The sequence below is a fragment of the Corynebacterium sp. HMSC074A09 genome (genome assembly GCF_001811545.1).
In the GTDB taxonomy this organism is placed as follows: domain Bacteria; phylum Actinomycetota; class Actinomycetes; order Mycobacteriales; family Mycobacteriaceae; genus Corynebacterium; species Corynebacterium hiratae.
The window spans coordinates 1-17260 of sequence record NZ_KV805171.1 but is presented as its reverse complement, the minus strand read 5'-3'; the positions used below and the strand labels follow the sequence as shown (position 1 = coordinate 17260).

Annotated in this window: 18 protein-coding genes; 5 read left to right on the top strand and 13 right to left on the bottom strand. The window is 58.9% G+C overall.

Translation table 11 applies throughout. The features are described 5' to 3' along the window. Positions 1–3: 3 nt before the first annotated feature. Both recA and HMPREF2807_RS11515 read right to left on the bottom strand, forming a co-directional pair. Entirely contained in the window at positions 4–1137 is a 1134-nt protein-coding gene (gene recA / locus HMPREF2807_RS11520) for a recombinase RecA (protein WP_046649357.1), read from the bottom strand. A 258-nt stretch (positions 1138–1395) separates the two neighbouring features. Next, complete coding sequence (locus HMPREF2807_RS11515) at positions 1396–1905, bottom strand: hypothetical protein (RefSeq protein ID WP_158010540.1); 510 nt, start codon at positions 1903–1905, stop codon at positions 1396–1398. 111 nt (positions 1906–2016) lie between these two features. On the opposite strand from HMPREF2807_RS11515, the gene HMPREF2807_RS11510 reads away from it, so the two are divergent. The 3 genes from HMPREF2807_RS11510 to HMPREF2807_RS11500 are packed head-to-tail and all read left to right on the top strand — an operon-like array spanning position 2017 to position 3906. Beyond that, positions 2017–2589: a biotin transporter BioY gene (locus tag HMPREF2807_RS11510; RefSeq protein WP_070513060.1), complete on the top strand. Its 573-nt coding sequence runs from the start codon at positions 2017–2019 to the stop codon at positions 2587–2589. Positions 2590–2594: 5 nt separating this feature from the next. After that, positions 2595–3287: an energy-coupling factor ABC transporter ATP-binding protein gene (locus tag HMPREF2807_RS11505; RefSeq protein WP_070513057.1), complete on the top strand. Its 693-nt coding sequence runs from the start codon at positions 2595–2597 to the stop codon at positions 3285–3287. Between the two features lie 4 nt (positions 3288–3291). Then, on the top strand, positions 3292–3906 hold the full coding sequence (locus HMPREF2807_RS11500) for an energy-coupling factor transporter transmembrane component T family protein (RefSeq protein ID WP_046649353.1): 615 nt from the start codon (positions 3292–3294) through the stop codon (positions 3904–3906). Positions 3907–3909: 3 nt separating this feature from the next. On the opposite strand, the gene HMPREF2807_RS11495 is transcribed toward HMPREF2807_RS11500, so the two are convergent. The 4 genes from HMPREF2807_RS11495 to pgsA all read right to left on the bottom strand — a co-directional run bounded on the left by HMPREF2807_RS11495 (position 3910) and on the right by pgsA (position 6318). Then, positions 3910–4746 carry a PspA/IM30 family protein gene (locus tag HMPREF2807_RS11495; RefSeq protein ID WP_046649352.1) on the bottom strand — a complete coding sequence of 279 codons (837 nt, stop codon included), beginning with the start codon at positions 4744–4746 and terminating at the stop codon, positions 3910–3912. Between the two features lie 106 nt (positions 4747–4852). Continuing rightward, positions 4853–5200, bottom strand: coding sequence for a helix-turn-helix domain-containing protein (locus HMPREF2807_RS11490; RefSeq protein WP_049157573.1), 348 nt, complete (start codon positions 5198–5200; stop codon positions 4853–4855). Positions 5201–5245: 45 nt separating this feature from the next. After that, entirely contained in the window at positions 5246–5731 is a 486-nt protein-coding gene (locus HMPREF2807_RS11485) for a nicotinamide-nucleotide amidohydrolase family protein (RefSeq protein ID WP_049157575.1), read from the bottom strand. Next, entirely contained in the window at positions 5728–6318 is a 591-nt protein-coding gene (gene pgsA / locus HMPREF2807_RS11480; RefSeq protein WP_198531099.1) for a CDP-diacylglycerol--glycerol-3-phosphate 3-phosphatidyltransferase, read from the bottom strand. The genes HMPREF2807_RS11485 and pgsA overlap by 4 nt, the downstream gene beginning before the upstream one ends. A gap of 47 nt (positions 6319–6365) precedes the next feature. Between pgsA and HMPREF2807_RS11475 the strand changes: the two genes are divergently transcribed. Further along, a complete protein-coding gene (locus HMPREF2807_RS11475; protein WP_010190299.1) occupies positions 6366–6656 on the top strand; it encodes a YciI family protein in 291 nt (96 codons plus the stop codon). 17 nt (positions 6657–6673) lie between these two features. Here the strand turns inward: HMPREF2807_RS11475 and HMPREF2807_RS11470 are convergent, their stop codons facing one another. From HMPREF2807_RS11470 to dapB, 7 genes are all read right to left on the bottom strand, one after another. Further along, the gene (locus HMPREF2807_RS11470; RefSeq protein WP_070513055.1) at positions 6674–7792 is read right to left on the bottom strand and encodes a TerC family protein; all 1119 of its coding nucleotides are present in this window, start codon (positions 7790–7792) and stop codon (positions 6674–6676) included. A gap of 179 nt (positions 7793–7971) precedes the next feature. Further along, entirely contained in the window at positions 7972–11205 is a 3234-nt protein-coding gene (locus HMPREF2807_RS11465) for a DNA translocase FtsK 4TM domain-containing protein (protein ID WP_070513052.1), read from the bottom strand. 77 nt (positions 11206–11282) lie between these two features. Continuing rightward, positions 11283–11921 carry a TIGR03085 family metal-binding protein gene (locus tag HMPREF2807_RS11460; RefSeq protein WP_070513049.1) on the bottom strand — a complete coding sequence of 213 codons (639 nt, stop codon included), beginning with the start codon at positions 11919–11921 and terminating at the stop codon, positions 11283–11285. Between the two features lie 44 nt (positions 11922–11965). After that, positions 11966–14029, bottom strand: a complete 2064-nt coding sequence (locus HMPREF2807_RS11455) for a ribonuclease J (RefSeq protein ID WP_083306723.1) — start codon at positions 14027–14029, stop codon at positions 11966–11968. A gap of 2 nt (positions 14030–14031) precedes the next feature. After that, positions 14032–14940 (bottom strand): 4-hydroxy-tetrahydrodipicolinate synthase, encoded by a 909-nt coding sequence (dapA, locus tag HMPREF2807_RS11450; RefSeq protein WP_049157584.1) that lies wholly within the window; start codon positions 14938–14940, stop codon positions 14032–14034. Positions 14941–15011: 71 nt separating this feature from the next. Next, the gene (thyX, locus tag HMPREF2807_RS11445; protein ID WP_070513046.1) at positions 15012–15761 is read right to left on the bottom strand and encodes an FAD-dependent thymidylate synthase; all 750 of its coding nucleotides are present in this window, start codon (positions 15759–15761) and stop codon (positions 15012–15014) included. Further along, on the bottom strand, positions 15761–16507 hold the full coding sequence (gene dapB / locus HMPREF2807_RS11440) for a 4-hydroxy-tetrahydrodipicolinate reductase (RefSeq protein WP_070513043.1): 747 nt from the start codon (positions 16505–16507) through the stop codon (positions 15761–15763). The genes thyX and dapB overlap by 1 nt, the downstream gene beginning before the upstream one ends. A gap of 445 nt (positions 16508–16952) precedes the next feature. Here dapB and HMPREF2807_RS11435 point away from each other — a divergent pair. Next, positions 16953–17260, top strand: a 308-nt coding sequence (locus HMPREF2807_RS11435) for a transposase (protein ID WP_232751677.1), incomplete at its 3' end; no start/stop codon positions are given.

Here is a 17260-nt window from a genome sequence, read left to right as displayed (position 1 = left end):
TGTTTAGTCGTCGTCGAAATCAACGTTCGGTACCAGATCCACAGCCTCATCCGTCAGCGGATCGTCTGCACCCGGCACATCCATGGCGACGTCCTCACCAGCTTCGGCTGCGGCAGCACCCACGCCGAGCTTGACGAAGATCTTCTTCTCAATCTCATCCGCTAGATCGGGGTTGTCCTTGAGGAAGTTGCGGGCCTTTTCCTTGCCCTGCCCCAGCTGATCGCCTTCGTAGGTAAACCACGAGCCAGACTTCTTAATGAACCCGTGTTCGACACCCAAGTCAATGATGGAAGACTCGCGCGAAATGCCTTCGCCGTACATGATGTCGAACTCAGCGATCTTGAACGGCGGGGACACCTTGTTCTTCACCACCTTGAGCTTGGTGCGGTTACCAATGGCATCCTGGCCGTCCTTCAAGGTTTGGATTCGGCGGATATCGCAGCGCACAGAGGCATAGAACTTCAGCGCCTTACCACCCGTGGTCGTTTCCGGTGAGCCAAACATCACGCCGATCTTTTCACGCAGCTGGTTGATGAAGATGGCGGTAGTCCCGGAGTTGTACAGAGCACCCGTCATCTTGCGCAGCGCTTGGGACATGAGACGGGCTTGGAGGCCAACGTGGCTATCTCCCATCTCACCCTCAATTTCCGCCTTGGGCGTCAAGGCGGCTACGGAGTCAATCACGATGATGTCGATGGCGCCAGAGCGCACGAGCATATCTGCGATTTCCAGAGCCTGCTCACCGGTATCCGGCTGGGAAACCAAGAGGTTATCCGTGTCCACGCCAAGCAGACGCGCGTACTCAGGATCGAGCGCGTGCTCCGCATCGATAAACGCCGCGATGCCGCCGTTCTTCTGCGCCGATGCGATGGCGTGCAGAGCAACGGTGGTTTTACCCGAGGATTCAGGTCCATAAATCTCTACGATGCGACCGCGCGGGAAGCCACCGACGCCCAGCGCAATGTCGATGGCCGTATTCCCGGAGGAAATGGCCTGGATTGGCGGGCGGTCATCGTCACCAAGACGCATGACGGCTCCTTTGCCAAAATCCTTCTCAATCATCGCCATTGCGGCATCGAGGGCTTTTTGACGATCATCGCCCTTGCTAGCCGCCGAGGACTTCTTTTTCGTAGCCATTTATTTCCTCACTATCGTGCGTCAGTTAGTGTGCAGTGCTGTATGTCATTAAATGGGGGCACCTAGTTAGACTGCCATGAAGCAACTTCGGTTCCCAGGCCCGTCGCATTGTGTTTTCCGGCATCGCTCCGGTTCCATCACATGCCACGAAAGTACCCTAACGTTTCCACCAGACCACAACCCACAATACACACACAAGTGTTCGATTGCCCATTCGAGCAGCGCGCGTGCCTGAGACCTAATCCAACGCCTCGCCGCCTAGCGAAGTTTCCAGGGGCCACCCTGCTCGGTACGGACGAAAGACACCTGCTCATCAGCCGGCAGTACGGCAACTACCCCGCCCAGCGCGCTACAGAGATCCAGCTCATCAAGAGAGGCCCTGCTGCTCATATACTTCGACGCTCCACGCCCCTGCGCATCCCGATAAATCTCAACACTCCCCGAGCTTGGCGGCACCCATTCATCATCCTCGTCGGTACCGCCCTGCCAGGTTCCTCCACTAGCGTTTATGACATCCTCCTCGACAGCCCCAGGGCAGATGAAGATTACGCGGTGATATTCGGAATCGAAGATGTCGCCGACGCGCATGTCGACGCTGCCAGGCTCCCCTTCCTCCACCCCGGCCGCTTCTTCGATATTTTCGATGACATTCGCGGAACCTATCAACGAACATCCAGCCACGCTCCCCAGCGCGATACCGGAAAGAAGCGCTACCACACTGACACGAGCAAGCCCTAAGACATGCTCCATCTTCTTTCTATTTGCCATGCCTCGAGATTACCCCGTTCGGGGTAGTTTCAAGCCCTAAAAGCCATGCTTGAACACTGTTCAAAAGTGCCTATTTGCTGCATTATTAAGCTACTAGATAAACTTTGGCCCATGAAAAAGAATTCCGTCGCGACTGATATCGCGTACGTCGCGGTCTTCACCGCGCTCATCATAGTCTTTGCGTTCGTCTCTATCCCTACGCCTACCGTGGGCGTGCCCATCGTTCTTCAAAACGCCGTCATCATCCTGGCTGGCCTCGTCCTTGGTGGCCGCCGTGGCTTTTTCGTCGGTCTACTCTTCATAGCTCTCGGCCTCGTCGGCCTTCCCATCCTTGCCGGCGGCCGCAGTGCCCTGAGCGCCATTGCCGGCCCCACCGTGGGCTACCTTGTCGGCTACGTCGTCTCACCCGCCATCGCCGGCTTCATCGCCTACCGCGCGCCGAGAAGCAAAGGAGGCATGACGGTAGTCCTCGCCATCGCCGGCGTCGTCGGCCTGGCCGTGCAGTACTTGTGCGGCATTGTTGGCCTGATGGTCCGCTCTGACATGTCCTTCGGGGCGGCCGCCGTGGCTCAGGGCCCGTTCGTCATCCCCGATCTCATTAAGGTCGCCGTGATGGTTGTCATCGCCGTCGGTGTCCACGCAGCATTCCCCGACCTGATGGGTCGCCGCGCCAAGGCAAAGTAGCACCAGTGCCGCAGATTGACTTCCGCAACGTTTCCGTCACCTTCGACGAAACAACGGTGCTCAAGGATATTTCTCTCTCATTAAGCGAACAGCGCATCGGCATCATCGGTGCCAATGGTGGCGGGAAATCCACTCTTGTCCGGCTCATCAACGGTCTTGGTGAACCTTCACGTGGTGAAGTCTTGGTGGACAACGTGGACGTCGCCAAGCGCGGCAAGGAGATTCGCCGCCAAGTGGGCTTCGTGTTTTCTGATGCGGAGAACCAGATCGTCATGCCGCACGTGCGCGATGACGTAGAATTCTCCCTTCGCCGGCTCAAGCTGTCTCGTAAGGAGCGCACCGCGCGCGTCGACGCCGTCCTCGAGCGCTTCGGCCTGACGCCGCTAGCTGAGCAGTCCCCGCACACTCTCTCCGGCGGGCAGAAGCAGCTCCTCGCGTTGGCGGCAGTGCTTGTCATGGAACCCACCGTCATCATCGCTGACGAACCCACGACCTTGCTAGATCTGCGCAACCGCGATCGCATTCGCCGCGAATTTGCGCAGCTCGAACAGCAACTCATCGTGGTTACCCATGACCTTGACTTTGTCTCTGATTTCGATCGCGTTCTGTGCATCGATAACCACCACGTCGTAGCCGACGGACCTCCCGCCAAGGTCATTTCCTTCTACACCGAACTCATGAAATCCCGCCCGCTCTAGAGTCATGCCTAAAAACATCCCCCTCGGCTACTACGTCGACGCCGATACCATCATTCATCGCATACCGGCCGCGGTGAAATTCCTCGTGCTCATCGGCTTCATCCTCGTGACCTCGCTCGCCGTGCACACGCTTCCTTGGGCGGCGGCCAGCCTCTTCCTCCCACTCGTGCTCTTTCCCGTCGCCCGCATCCCGTTTCGCGTCGCACTCGGACAGCTTGTTCCTCCGCTCTACCTCCTCGTTGCGCTCGCAGCTTTTCAGTGGTGGCAGAAGGATTTGCTGTCGGCCGCGATCATGTTTCTCACCATCTACGCAGCGATCAGCGCGGCGGTGCTGCTGACGCTGACAACGAAGGTGTCGGAGATGATGGACTCCCTCGACCGCGCCCTCGCGCCCCTAGGGCGGCTGGGCATCCCTGTTGAGAACATCACGCTGGCCATGTCTCTCACCATTCGTCTGCTCCCGCTCATGCTGGGAACAGTCGTCGAGGTACTGGACGCACGAAAAGCCCGGGGTGCCACGGCATCTCTAACTGCCTTTGGCACCCCGGTTATCATTCGCTCAATCCGCCGAGCACGCGCGATGGGTGAGGCGCTTCAAGCCCGCGGCGTCGGCGACTAAGCCTTATTCTCCGCGCAACTCGCGTAGGCGAGCCTGGACGGCATCGTCCTGCACGTTCGGCTGAGCCTTAGCCTCTGCCGAACCGATTGCCTGCTGGGAGTTTCCCTCCACTGCCTTCGGGTTATTCATTTCCGCACGGATCTGCTCGAGACGGGAGTGGCCAGCCAGTTGCACGCCAGCCTGCTCGATCTCCTGCATGCGGTTAGACACTGAGTTCTCGGCGAGCTCTGCCTGGCCCAGGGCCTTGGAGTAGCGACGCTCAATCTTGTCACGCACAGCATCCAGGGAAGGCGAGTTACCGTTTGCGGAGAGCTCGTTCATCGAGTTGAGGGACTCGGAGACCTTCTCCTGCATCTTGGCCTGCTCGAGCTGCGACAGCAGCTTGGAGCGCTCGTTGACCTTCTCACGAAGCGCCATGCCGTTGCGTTCAACGGCCTTCTTGGCCTGCTCCGCCTGCTGTAGAGCCTGATCATGGAGCTTCTTAGTGTCCTCAACAGACTGCTCAGCGGTAACCAACTGGGCGGCGAAGGCTTCAGCCGCATTCTCGTACTCGGTCGCCTTCTGTGCATCGCCTTCGGCACGGGCCTTGTCCGCAAGGCTTAGGGCGTTACGGGTATTCTGCTGCAGCTTTTCAATCTCGCTCAAACGACGGTTCAGCTGCATCTCCAGCTGGCGCTGATTACCAATAACCGCAGCGGCCTGCTGTGACAGCTCCTGGTGTTGGCGCTGCGCCTCCTCGATAGCCTGCTCAATCTGAACCTTTGGGTCGGCGTTCTCCTCGATCTTGGAATCGAAGAGAGCCATCAAGTACTTCCAGGCTTTTACGAATGGGTTCGCCATAACAGGAGGTGCCTTTCTCAGCAGTTTGTTGTGTCAATAAGGTGTGTAACAAGAATATTTCCTGCCTGCCTAATAGTAGCGAAGCAGACAGTATTCCGTTGCGGTTCTATAGTTCCGATGCAGCGGGTGCGGTGGATGCGAGCTCCTCATCCATCGACGGCAACGCCATGTAGCCGGCCGCCTCAATGAGGACATCGGAGACGCTGACATCGAGTGCATGGCAGACAGAGGCCAGCAGCTCGGAGGAAACCTCCTTGCGGCCACGCTCCAGCTCCGAAAGATATCCCGGGGAAACACGCGCCACACCGGCGAGTTCGCGGAGGGTCACGCCTTTATCCGCGCGGAAGGCGCGAAGCGTTAATCCGAGGGCCTCACGCAGCAGCGGTTCAGGAGTCCGCGTCGACCGCGCCGGGGACTGGGTGGGTTTATCGAGTAGTGCAACTGAAGTGTTCATCACCCCGTACAACGGCTCAGCAGTCGTACTTGTTCCCACAATCAACTAATTTTCTTCAAGAGTTGATAGGAGAAGACTCAATGCCGCCTCAATGGCAGCGAAACGAATCGCGTTGCGCCCCTCAGCAGGAAGCTCATAAAGGACGCCGCGCTTGGCGACGCCCCCGCCACCCCTCCCGCATAACCCCACGTACACCGTGCCCGCGGGTTTGCCTTCCTGGAGGTCCGGCCCGGCTACACCAGTCAGCCCTACCCCCCAATCTGCACGCGTTTCAACGACCGCCGCCTCAGCCATCTGCGCAGCAGTCGCAGCAGACACCACGCCTTGCTCCTCAAGTTCTTCCACGGTGGTGTTGAGAAAATGAGCCTTGACCTCTGTCGCATACGTCACCAGCCCACCCCGCAGCACCGCCGAGGCTCCCGGGATGCACGCCACAGTCGCAGCGGCTAGACCAGCAGTAAGGGACTCACAGAACGCCACAGTTTCACCGCGTTCGCTGAGCGTGGATACTAGTTGCGCCTCGATGCTCATTGGTTCTCCCTATGGCCATCAATGAGGTACTGGATGCCGGTCAGGACGGTAACGAAGGCGGCGGCCAACATAACGAGGAGGCTCGGAAGGTCCATCCACCCTGGCAGCGGACAAAGATACAACGCCACCGCCACAGTCTGCAACGCTGTCTTGAGCTTTCCGCCTTGGGAAGCCGGCACCACCTTCCCTTGACGCAGCAAGAAGAAGCGCCAAATCGTAATGCCGAATTCGCGAAACAGAATCAGCACGGTGATCCACACCGGCAAAGCCCCGGTGATATTGAGGCACACGAGGGCCGCGGTCATCAGGGCTTTATCCGCGATCGGGTCCGCAATCTTGCCAAAGTTAGTGATGAGTCCCCGCGCGCGTGCAATATCGCCATCCAACTTATCCGTGAGCATCAAGAGCGCGAAGCAGAGGAAAGCCCACCATTCATGGCCGGCGAGCACCAGCCAGGCAAACAGGGGGATAAAGAGGATGCGCAAACTAGTCAGGATGTTGGGCAGGTTCCAATTGGAGACCTCGGGGTTTACATCCGTGGTTCGAGATTGGTTGCGCGCAGCCTGAGAATCATTCACGCTCTTCATCCTACCGTGGCCTCCCTGCCACTCGAGCGAGCACTACCATGGTCGGTATGAAGTATTTCGCAGTTTCCTATGAATACAATCCATCTAACCCGGTTATTGCTGAGGTTCGCCCGAAGCACCGCGAATTCATCGGCGCACTCCACGACAAGGGCCAGATCTGTGGCTCTGGCCCCTACACCGATTCCAAGGGCGGGGCGCTCATCGTCCTGCAATTTGAGGATGAGTCCGTAAAGGTGGCCGATGTCATCGCCCTCATGGACCAGGATCCCTTCTACACCGAAGGCGCTGTTACTGGGCGCGCTTTCCGCGAGTGGAATCCCGTTATTAATTCCTTCTAAATCCCCGCGGCCCGAGTTTAAGGCAGCTCGGACTTGGGAAGTTCGTCCGCCTTGCCGACGAGCTCGCCCTCCTTGTTGCGAACGATCTTGTTGCCATAATCGTCCCAGTCGTAGTGGTTGTGGGAAATCACCACACCACCCTGGGCTTGGTCGCGTTTGTCCTTCCACACCGACAACAACACCGTCACGAAGAGGACGCCAACGATGACCAGCAGCGACACCATGGTCGTAATTTCCGGTACCGCACTGACATTCTCGCCGCCGTTGATGAAGGGCACGTTGTTCTCATGCAAAGCGTGGAAGAGCAACTTGACACCGATGAACAGCAAGATGATACCCAGGCCATAAGGCAGGTAGACCAGGCGGTCCAACAGGCCATCAATGAGGAAGAACATTTGGCGCAGCCCCATGAGAGCGAAGGCATTGGTGGTGAAGACGAGGAAAGGCTCCGAGGTAATGCCGTAGATAGCTGGGATGGAGTCGAAGGCAAACATGACGTCGATCAGCCCGATAGCCGCCAAAGCAACGAAAAGCGGCGTCAGGGCGAATTTGCCCTTCTTCTCACCGGATTCCTCACGGTGGGTGAGCTTGTCACCGTGGTAGCGCGGGGTCACATGGATCACTTTGCGCAGCCACTTGACTACCAGCATGTCGTTGGGGTCGGTCTCGGGCGTCCCGTTGATCTCATCGATGAGCAGCTTGACTGCGGTGTAAATAAGGAAGATGGCAAACAGGTAGAAGACATCCGACCATGCCGCAATAATGGCCGCGCCCATCAAGATGAAGACAAGGCGGAAAACCAGCGCTAGGACGATACCGATGAGCAATACCTTCTGCTGATACCTGCGGGGAATCTTGAAGGAGCCCATGATGAGCGAGAACACGAATAGGTTATCCACGCTCAAAGCCTGTTCCGTCACCCAACCGGTGTAGAACTGTGCCGCGTGTTCGCTGTCCCACAGCACCCACACAACTCCGCCAAAGACAACGGCCATCGCCATGTAAAACAGGGTCCAGCCGCCGGATTCCTTAATGGTCGGCTCATGTGGTGAACGAACATGACTGTAGAAGTCGAAGATGAAGAAGCCTAGGATCACCGCGATGGTGATGGCCCAGACCCATAGTGGCACATGCATAATGAGTTATCCCTCCGGTCGACACGACAATAAAGACCGGAGGTCTCCCCCGCTAGCAAGCCGATGTCACAGCCTCGCTAGCCGACGCGACCGGGAACTGTACCGCAGTTGCCGTGTTGACGATCGACGCCGTGGATTGGGGTACTCCCCTCCAAGACTCGTCCTATCCTACACGGAACTTAGAACGCACCTGTGGAGGGGTTAGCGGAGATTTCAACGGTGCGGGTATCGGCTTCAGCGTCGTCTACCCCGCCGGCACCTTCGGCGTCTTGGACCTCCTTCGGGGCCTCTGCTGGGTCAGCGCCCTTGATCATCCAGATGATAGTGTCGAGCTCCTCCGGCTTGACCAGAACCTCACGTGCCTTGGAGCCTTCGGAAGGCCCGACAACACCGCGCGACTCCATGAGGTCCATGAGTCGACCGGCCTTGGCAAAGCCGATGCGCAGCTTGCGCTGGAGCATCGACGTCGAGCCCAACTGGGAGGTGACCACAAGGTCGACGGCCTCCAAGAGATCGTCCATATCCTTGCCGATCTCCTCGTCGATCTCCTTCTTCGCCTCCGAGGCCTTATCGTCCGTCACGCCTTCCGTGTAGTTCGGCGAGCCCTGTGCCTTCGCGGCGTCGACAACCGCCTGCACCTCCTCGTCGGAGACGAACGCACCCTGCATACGCACCGGGCGGCCGCCCTGCGGGATGAAGAGGCCATCGCCCATACCGATGAGCTTCTCGGCTCCACCCTGATCCAGGATGACTCGAGAGTCCGTAAGCGAGGACGTCGCAAAAGCCAGACGAGAAGGAACGTTGGTCTTAATAAGACCGGTCACAACGTCCACGGACGGGCGCTGCGTTGCCAGCACCAAGTGGATACCGGCCGCACGTGCCTTTTGAGTAATGCGAACGATGGAATCCTCAATTTCCTTCGGCGCCGTCATCATGAGGTCCGCGAGCTCATCCACGACGCACACGATGTACGGGTACGGGCGCATCTCTCGTTGGGAGCCGGCAGGAGCCTGGTATTCGCCACTGCGGACCTTCCGGTTGAAGTCCTCGATCTTGCGCACGCGGGCAGCCTGCATGTCCATGTAGCGCTGCTCCATCTCCTCCACCAGCCACTGCAGGGCCGCCGCAGCCTTCTTCGGCTGCGTGATGATGGGGGTGATGAGGTGCGGGATACCTTCGTACGGGGTGAGCTCCACCATCTTCGGGTCGACGAGGATGAGGCGGACGTCTTCCGGAGTCGCGCGGGTCAACAGCGAGACCAGCATGGAGTTCACGAACGCCGATTTACCCGAACCGGTTGCGCCGGCCACGAGCAGGTGCGGCATCTTCTTCACGGAGAAGGAGGTGTACTCGCCTTCGATATCCTTGCCCAAGCCAATCAGCATGGGGTCATGGTCGGCACGCAGTGCCGGGGAATCCAGGACGTCGCGCAGACGCACCATCTCTCGGTCCGCATTGGGCACCTCAATGCCGACTGCGGACTTGCCTGGAATCGGGGTGAGCAGGCGCAAGTTATCCGTCGCGACGGCGTAGGCCAGGTTGGACTGCAGGTTCGTAATCTTCGAGACCTTGACGCCAGGGCCCAGCTCGATCTCATAGCGCGTGACTGTCGGACCACGGCTAAAACCGGTGACCTGGGCATCGACTTTGAACTCCTCGAAGACCTCGGTGATGGCCTCGATGATGCGATCGTTAGCCTCCGTGCGTGCCTTCGCAGGTTTGCCGGCGGTGAGCAGGTCCGTCGTCGGCACATCGTAGCCGCCGCCCAGGGCAGTGTCTTCCGCACCACTCGGGGCTGCGGGTGCTTCTTCGGCTACGCTCTGGGCTTCATCCTCAATCTTGGCACCCGTTCGCGCATCACGTCCGGATCGTTCCTGGAACATGCGCACTGCCTCGGAATGAGCGGCGGAGACCACGTCCTCTCCCGCTGAGCCAGCCGACGCTGCGCTTGCCGACGCCTCGGCAGCCGCCGCTCCCAGTGCTGCACCGGCGGCACCGCCGACGTCCACGCGGGGACGCTTCATCGGTGTTGGCTTGGGCTCTGGCTTTGGTTCGACTTTCTGCTCCGGTTGCGGAGTTGGCTGCGGGGCTGGCTCAGGATCCGGTACGACGGGGAACTCGTCGGTATCATCCGCGCGGCTATCAAAGCTCGGGCGGCCGTGCTGTACGGGCTCCTGGCTTACTGGCTGAGCTGCCGAGTCGAAAGAGACGGTGGCATTGTCATCCAGAATCTGCTTTGGCATCGGCTTCGGTGTCTGCTTCGGGCGCGGTCGCGAAGTGTATGCCGGGCGCACAGGACGCTCACGCCCCTCGGCAATGGCATCGATGTCATCGCTGACGTAGTCGTAGTCGTCAGCAGGGGCGTCGTCAAGCAGCTCATCTTGGGACGAACGGTTCTTGCGATCACGCAGGCCGCCGACGAGCGCGGAGAATTGGGCGGCCACGAAGTCATAAGCTTCGCGCAAGGTAATGCCCGTGATGTTGAGCGCCCCGTACACAATGAGCAGGAAGAGCAGCGGCACCGCCACATAGCTGGAAAAAGCCGCCACGAGCAGCTCGCCGATTCCAAAGCCGATGGCACCGCCTGCCTCCCCGGCAGCATTGTTATTCCAGGTCAGCTTCGGGAGCCCAGCAAAAATGTGGATGAGACTGAGCATGCACACCACGATGAGGGCCGTGCCGCCCACCACTCGCGGCTTGAAATGGCCCGCCGGACCGGACAAGTCCATCATGAGCGCAATGGCGACGGCGATCAGCGCGACGGGAAGAACATAGGCGCCCGCGCCAACCACATAGCGCACAGCATTGGTGAGGTACTCACCGATGATGCCGGCCACCTGGAACCACGTGGCGCAAGCAAGGATGATGGCCACGCCGATAAGCACAAGAGCGACCGCGTCTGGATTGGAGACGCGGATACTCTTCTCAGTGTGAGCTGGGCGCTCCATGACCGTCGTCGGCATCTCGCTTTCGACGTCACGCGCCCGCGTTACCTTGCTCTTTGCCGGAGCAGCGCTATCGGCCTTGTTGCTCTTTTTCTTGTTCTTCGCGCGTCCAGAAATTTCCCCTGGCTCCCTCAACTCGTCGTAATCATCGTAGGCACCCTCGTCATGAGCAGCATCGTAGGCGGAGTCATAGAGGTCGTCATCTCGACTCCCCGCATCTACCGGCTTGAGACCGGCAAGGCCGTGCCCGACCCCCCGCGCCATGCTTCCCACGCCTCGGGCGGTAGCGCCAAAAACGGTTCCCAGTCCGCGTCCAACGGCGCGAAAGGCGCTGCCGGTCCTCTCTTCGGAGGTCTCGGCAGCGCGGGTTGCGGAGGTCAGCGAATAGCTTGTGCGGCCGGACGGCCGCGACCGATTGGCGGTGCGACCTCGGCCGGAGGCGCGAGACGGAGCGTTCTTGACAGACATGCCTGCCACTTTAGTAGCAAACACACCATTAACAACATGCGCCACACGCGTACGCTGAAGAATTTGGACAGTTCAGCCTACAAGCTTGACCAGGCGACGGCGGATGAATCCCCGTCAATCTCGACGTGAGCCGCCTCGCGGCCGAACGCCCATAGGAGCAACTCGGAAACTGCCCCACGGACCCGCACCACATTGTCCCCCTTCGCTGCCACACGATGTTTATCCGCCACGACGAGTGGCGCAAATCCAGCCGGCTCCAGAACGATTGGAAGGCGAGAGTTCGCCAACAGCCTAAGCCCCAGCACCTTCAGCGGCGTGAGCAACTCCTTCTGCACCGCTTCCGAGAAATCACGCGGTTCAGTATGACCATTGGCGCGGCGCAGATCTTCATGATGCACAAAGTGTTCTGCAGTGTTAAGTATTGAATCGATATAGCATGCCGGGTTTAGCCTGCCTGCTCCCCTACCCCAGGCGTCCACCAGTTCCTCAAATTCTCGCGCACGAACTTCCGTCATGACGCTATCCGCATGGGACGACAGCGCTGGGACGAAGAAGCCAATGGCGGCATCTGGGCGATTCTCGCGGATCCAGAGATGCGCCACGAGGTCGCGGGCCGTCCACCCTTCGCACAACGTTGGGGCATCAGGGCCTAGTTCATGGAATAACGCCACCATCTTGGTGCGCTCTGCGGAAGAAAACGACATGCGCCCCAGCATACCTACGGTCGGTAGGAACGCTGGGGCGCTGAAAACCCGTGACGCTATAGCGATTCGCGGGAAGCGTGAACTTCGTCGTCGTCAGGCATAAGGACATCCGAGTTCGTCGGCACGATGGTCGGCAGAATGACCGGCTCGCGCTTGTACTTGGAATCCATGAGCTTCGAGACCTTACGGCGCAGCTTCTGCACCATGCGGTAGGTATCGTTCTCGCCCTCAGCGGCGAGATCGTTCATCGTGGACTCAACCAACTTGGCAACCTCCGGCACGATGCCGCGGTCATCGTCAGAGAAACCAGTGGTGGATACAGCCGGATGCTCAAGCAGCCGGGACGTGCGGTTATCAATCACACAGGTGATGGAAACGACGCCGCCAGAGCCGAGGTTGGTGCGGTCTACCAGGGTATCTGCGTCGACGTCACCCATGGAGACGCCATCGACGTAGAGGTTACCCACGGTAATCTGGCCAACAACCTCTGCACGGCCGTTGCGCAGATCAACGACAACGCCGTTCTGTGCCAGAACCACGCGGTCGCGGTCAACGCCAGTGGAGACTGCCAGTTCCTTGTTTGCACGCAGGTGACGCCACTCGCCGTGGACCGGCATAACGTTCTTCGGACGCGCAGCGTTGTACAGGAAGAGCAGCTCGCCGCCGTAGCCGTGGCCGGAGGCGTGAACCTTGGCTTCCTTGTTGGTGATAACTTCAGCACCAATCTGGGAGAGCATGTTCATGACACCGTAAACGGCCTCTTCGTTGCCCGGAATCAGGGACGAGGAGAAGATGATGAGGTCGCCGTCGCGGACGGTGATCTGACGGTGCTCACGGCGTGCCATGCGTGACAACGCAGCCATTGGCTCGCCCTGGGTACCGGTGGTGATGAGCAAGACCTTGTGCGGTGCCATCTTGGCAGCCTCGTCGATCGAGATGATGGTTCCGCGCGGAACCTTCAGGAAGCCCATCTTCTCGGCGATTTCCATGTTGCGCATCATCGAGCGGCCGTTGAAGGCAACCTTGCGGCCAGCATAAACGGCGGCGTCGATAGCTGCCTGTACACGGTACACGTTGGACGCGAAGGTTGCGATGATGACGCGCTGCTTAGCATTGGACACCAGGCGGCGGAAGGTAGCCGGGATATCTCCCTCGGATGCGGAAACGCCCGGGATGTTCGCGTTGGTGGATTCGCAGAGCATCAGGTCGACGCCCTCATCACCGTAGCGAGATAGCGCCGGAAGGTCGGTCGGACGGTTATCCAGCGGGGTCTGGTCCAGCTTGATGTCACCGGTGTGGATGATATTGCCAGCCGGGGTGCCCAGCATGATGCCCAGTGCATCCGGAACGGAGTGGTTAACTGCCCAAAAACGGCAGCGGAACAAACCGTAGTTCACATCCGACTTCTCGTTGACCTCAACGAACTTCGGCTTCTGGCGGTGCTCCTTACACTTCGCCGCAATCAGCGCGATGGTAAAGCGCGATGCCACGATTGGAATATCCGGGCGCAGCTTCAGCAGCCACGGGATAGCACCAATGTGGTCCTCGTGAGCGTGGGTTACAACGAGAGCCTTGACCTTGTGAATCTTCTTCTCGATCGGGCCAAAGTCCGGCAGGATCAGGTCAACGCCAGGCTCACCGGAGGACGGGAAGAGCACGCCACAGTCGATGATGAGCATCTCGTCCTGGTACTCGAAGACGGTCATGTTACGACCGATCTCAGAAATACCGCCCAGGGCATAAATACGCAGCGAATCCTTCTGCTGCTTCGGCGGCTCCGGCAGACGCTTCGTCAGATCCGCGCCCTGCATGGACTTGGGAACGTTGCGGCGGCCACGGTTGTTATTACGGTTGCGATTGTTGTTGCGGCCACCGTTGTTGTGGTTGTTGTTGCCGCCGCGACCGCGACCACGGCCGCCACGGGAACCACGGGAGCGAGAACGGCGGTTGCCGTCCTCAGAATTCGAGTTATTAGACTCGTTCGAATTATTGCCGGATGCAGCCGATTCGTTCGGCGCTTGAAAAACCGGCGAAGCCGCCTCATTCGAGGCGGTCTCAGTCTCCGAAGGCGGACCCGCCTTACGGGTTACCTTGCGGGAGCGATTACGGGATTCAGTCATTCTTAAAGGACTCCAGCCTTTTCCAAATCGTGGCGGAGAGCCTCGATCTCCTCCGCGTCAGCCGCGGTAACTGGGAGACGAGGTTCTCCAACTTCAATACCCTGCAGACGCAGGGCAGCCTTAACAAGAGTTGCTCCTCCGAGGCGGCCTTGCGCCTCGACGAGCGGGGACAAAGTTTTCGCGTTAATCTCTCGTGCACGTGCAATATCGCCTTCATCGAAGGCCACGTAGAGATCAGCCAGGGCGCGCGGAGCGAGGTGACCAATCACGGAAATAACGCCCGAAGCACCGAGGGCCAGCCACGGCAAGTTCAGTCCGTCATCTCCGGAGTACCATGCCAAACCGGTTTCCTGGATAAGCGGTGCGGCTGCTACAAGGTCGCCCTTGGCGTCCTTAACAGCCTTGATGTTCGGCACCTCCGCGAGGCGAAGAAGGGTCTCCGTCTCAATCGGAATGCCCGAGCGGCCAGGGATGTCGTACAGACAAATGGGGAGGTCCACGGCGTCAGCCACAGCAGTAAAGTGCGCGTACACACCAGCCTGGGAAGGCTTGGAGTAATACGGGGTCACGACCAGAAGGCTGTCTGCTCCCGCATCAGCGAAAGCGCGCGCGGCCTCAATACTGGTGGCGGTGTTATTAGTTCCCGCACCAGCGCACAACTTAGCGCGGCCGCCTACCTCTTCCTTTACAGCTGCGAACAGCTCCAGTTTCTCATCCAACGACGTCGTCGGTGATTCGCCCGTGGTCCCAGACAAAATGAGCGAATCAACGCCGTTATCAACCAAATGAGCTGCTAGGCGACGACCAGCGGACACGTCCAAGGCGCCGTCCTGGTCAAATGGAGTGACCATAGCTACGCCTACGCGTCCGAAGGTGTCGACGCCTGCCTGTGCTGTCATACCTGTGCTCATAGGCGTCAAGATTACCTGCTTTCGCCCCTATTGGCCGCATCGGGGTCGTGCGCGAGTCTCCTGCAAAGCCTTTAAGCGTACGGGCTCGAAGCCATTTCGGTGCCGTCAGCCAGGGTGGTGATATGGAAGTCGTCGAAAAGCACCGGCGATTGCTCCCGCAACAGCTTCAAGCACGTGACGGCGAGCTGGCGCATCTCTGTATCGGCTTGTTCAGTCGCCCGCGCGCCAATAAAGTGACGCCACGCGCGATAGTTTCCCGTCACGACGATGCGGGATTCCGTGAGATTAGGTAATACCGCACGCGCTGCTTGTCGAGCCTGTTTCTTGCGCAGCAATGCATTTGGCTCCTCTTCCAACTTGGACTCGAGAGCGTCGAGGAGCTCCTCGTAGACAAACCTCGCTTCGTCGGCCGCCTGGAGGGTCAACCGCGTTAGCTGTTCATCTTCCGCAATGAATTTGGGCAGGACTACCTCCGCCTCCTCGGAATGCACGAAACGTTGCGAGAGCTGCGAGAAGGAGAAATGACGGTGGCGAACCAGCTCATGCGACGCCGACCGCGATAGTCCCCGTATATAGAGCGTCGCCGTAGCATGCTCCAGCAATGCATCGTGGCCTACCTCCAGAATGTGGTGCAGATAGGCCTGATTTGAGGCGGTACGGGGATTCGGCTTGTCGAAGGACTCATAACAGGCGCGTCCGGCAAATTCGACTAGAGCCTCGCTTTCCGACGCCCCCTCATCAACCTCCCAGTCCACTCCTCGCGGCGCATGGAATGCGGTTGCCGCAATGAGCTGGACATCAAGCTCAGAGACCTTTGCCATTACAGCCCCAAGTACTTCTCAAGTCCCACGGTCAAGCCTGGGTGGGATGCGATTTCTCGTACACCCAGCAGAACACCGGGGGTAAAGGAAGAGCGGTCATAGGAATCCTGACGGATGGTCAAGGACTGGCCTTGAGTGCCGAAGATAACTTCTTCATGAGCCACCATTCCCTGCATACGGACTGCGTGGACGTGAACACCATCGACGTCTGCGCCGCGCGCTCCATCGAGAGACTGCTCGGTCTTGTCCGGCATAGCGTCCAAGCCTGCCTCCTGGCGAGCCTTCGCAATACCCTGCGCAGTGTGAACCGCGGTACCGGACGGCGCATCGAGCTTGTTCGGGTGATGGTATTCAACTACCTCGGCACTGTCGAAGAACTTCGCCGCCTGCGCGGCAAACACCATGGTCAGTACAGCTGAAATAGCGAAGTTCGGGGCAATGAGAACGTTGCCGGCGCCCTCTTTCTTAGTCCACTCCTCCACCTTGGCTAGGCGTCCTGCATCGAACCCCGTGGTACCCACAACAGCGTGGATGCCATGTGCGATGCAAAACTCTAGATTGTCCATGACCGATGCCGGCTGGGTGAAGTCGACGGCGACCTCGGCACCCGATTCAACCAGCTTCTCCAACGGGGTCTCGCGGTCGATGGAAGCAACTAGCTCCAAATCCTCTGCCGCATTAACGCCTTCCACGATTGCTTGGCCCACGCGCCCTTTAGCCCCCAAGACGCCTACCTTGATAGTCATTGACAATCCCTTCATACGTGTTCGTGCGGTTAACTGTGCCCAGTCTATCCCTGACACCGGCGAGGTTTCAGACAGGGCTCAAAAGGCTGCCTTTAATACGCATTTTCTTCCTTTCGTTGCGGACACAGGCGACACCACTCAAATCATTCGGTATCGAATGTCCTGGCTAACCCATGGTGACTACCCCCGTTTATAGTGACAACTTGACATGAATTTAGTGCTGGCTATGGCTATGTGGGGTGTGTGGTACTAGAATCATGGTTAGAACACTTCTTCTAACTTATGTTGATCTCGGGGGAGACCATGACCACCACCGCTACACGCCCGCCTACCTTTTTCTTTTCCACCACCAACCCTAATAATCCACACGCGATGGTGAGGTTACCCTCGTTTAGTGGACACCCTATTTGTACGGATCCTGTGTCCGTAGGAGAGGATGTTCATTGTGAGTCAACAGCGCAAGAAGTACACGCCGGAGTACCGGCGTGAAGCCGCGAACCTGGTAATCGAGTCAGATCGGCCGATTGCTCATGTGGCTAAGGAAATCGGTGTTTCCGCCGGGCTTTTGGGCCGGTGGGTCAAACTCGAGCGTGAGCGCCGAGGATCCTCCGATGGGATGAGTGAAGCTGATCTTCGTGCTGAGAATGCTCGTCTGCGCCGGGAGCTGGCTGAAGCGAAGATGGATAATGAGTTTTTGTCAAAAGCGACGGCCTTCTTCGCTGCGAAGCAACGCGAGCAGAAAAGTTCGAATTG

Bases quoted from the DNA above. Each gene is read 5' to 3' on its own strand.
- recA (WP_046649357.1), bottom strand. From the start codon at position 1,137: ATGGCTACGAAAAAGAAGTCCTCGGCGGCTAGCAAGGGCGATGATCGT.
- HMPREF2807_RS11515 (WP_158010540.1), bottom strand. From the start codon at position 1,905: ATGGCAAATAGAAAGAAGATGGAGCATGTCTTAGGGCTTGCTCGTGTC.
- HMPREF2807_RS11510 (WP_070513060.1), top strand. From the start codon at position 2,017: ATGAAAAAGAATTCCGTCGCGACTGATATCGCGTACGTCGCGGTCTTC.
- HMPREF2807_RS11500 (WP_046649353.1), top strand. From the start codon at position 3,292: ATGCCTAAAAACATCCCCCTCGGCTACTACGTCGACGCCGATACCATC.
- HMPREF2807_RS11495 (WP_046649352.1), bottom strand. From the start codon at position 4,746: ATGGCGAACCCATTCGTAAAAGCCTGGAAGTACTTGATGGCTCTCTTC.
- HMPREF2807_RS11490 (WP_049157573.1), bottom strand. From the start codon at position 5,200: ATGAACACTTCAGTTGCACTACTCGATAAACCCACCCAGTCCCCGGCG.
- HMPREF2807_RS11485 (WP_049157575.1), bottom strand. From the start codon at position 5,731: ATGAGCATCGAGGCGCAACTAGTATCCACGCTCAGCGAACGCGGTGAA.
- pgsA (WP_198531099.1), bottom strand. From the start codon at position 6,318: ATGAAGAGCGTGAATGATTCTCAGGCTGCGCGCAACCAATCTCGAACC.
- HMPREF2807_RS11475 (WP_010190299.1), top strand. From the start codon at position 6,366: ATGAAGTATTTCGCAGTTTCCTATGAATACAATCCATCTAACCCGGTT.
- HMPREF2807_RS11470 (WP_070513055.1), bottom strand. From the start codon at position 7,792: ATGCATGTGCCACTATGGGTCTGGGCCATCACCATCGCGGTGATCCTA.
- HMPREF2807_RS11465 (WP_070513052.1), bottom strand. From the start codon at position 11,205: ATGTCTGTCAAGAACGCTCCGTCTCGCGCCTCCGGCCGAGGTCGCACC.
- HMPREF2807_RS11460 (WP_070513049.1), bottom strand. From the start codon at position 11,921: ATGCTGGGGCGCATGTCGTTTTCTTCCGCAGAGCGCACCAAGATGGTG.
- HMPREF2807_RS11455 (WP_083306723.1), bottom strand. From the start codon at position 14,029: ATGACTGAATCCCGTAATCGCTCCCGCAAGGTAACCCGTAAGGCGGGT.
- dapA (WP_049157584.1), bottom strand. From the start codon at position 14,940: ATGAGCACAGGTATGACAGCACAGGCAGGCGTCGACACCTTCGGACGC.
- thyX (WP_070513046.1), bottom strand. From the start codon at position 15,761: ATGGCAAAGGTCTCTGAGCTTGATGTCCAGCTCATTGCGGCAACCGCA.
- dapB (WP_070513043.1), bottom strand. From the start codon at position 16,507: ATGACTATCAAGGTAGGCGTCTTGGGGGCTAAAGGGCGCGTGGGCCAA.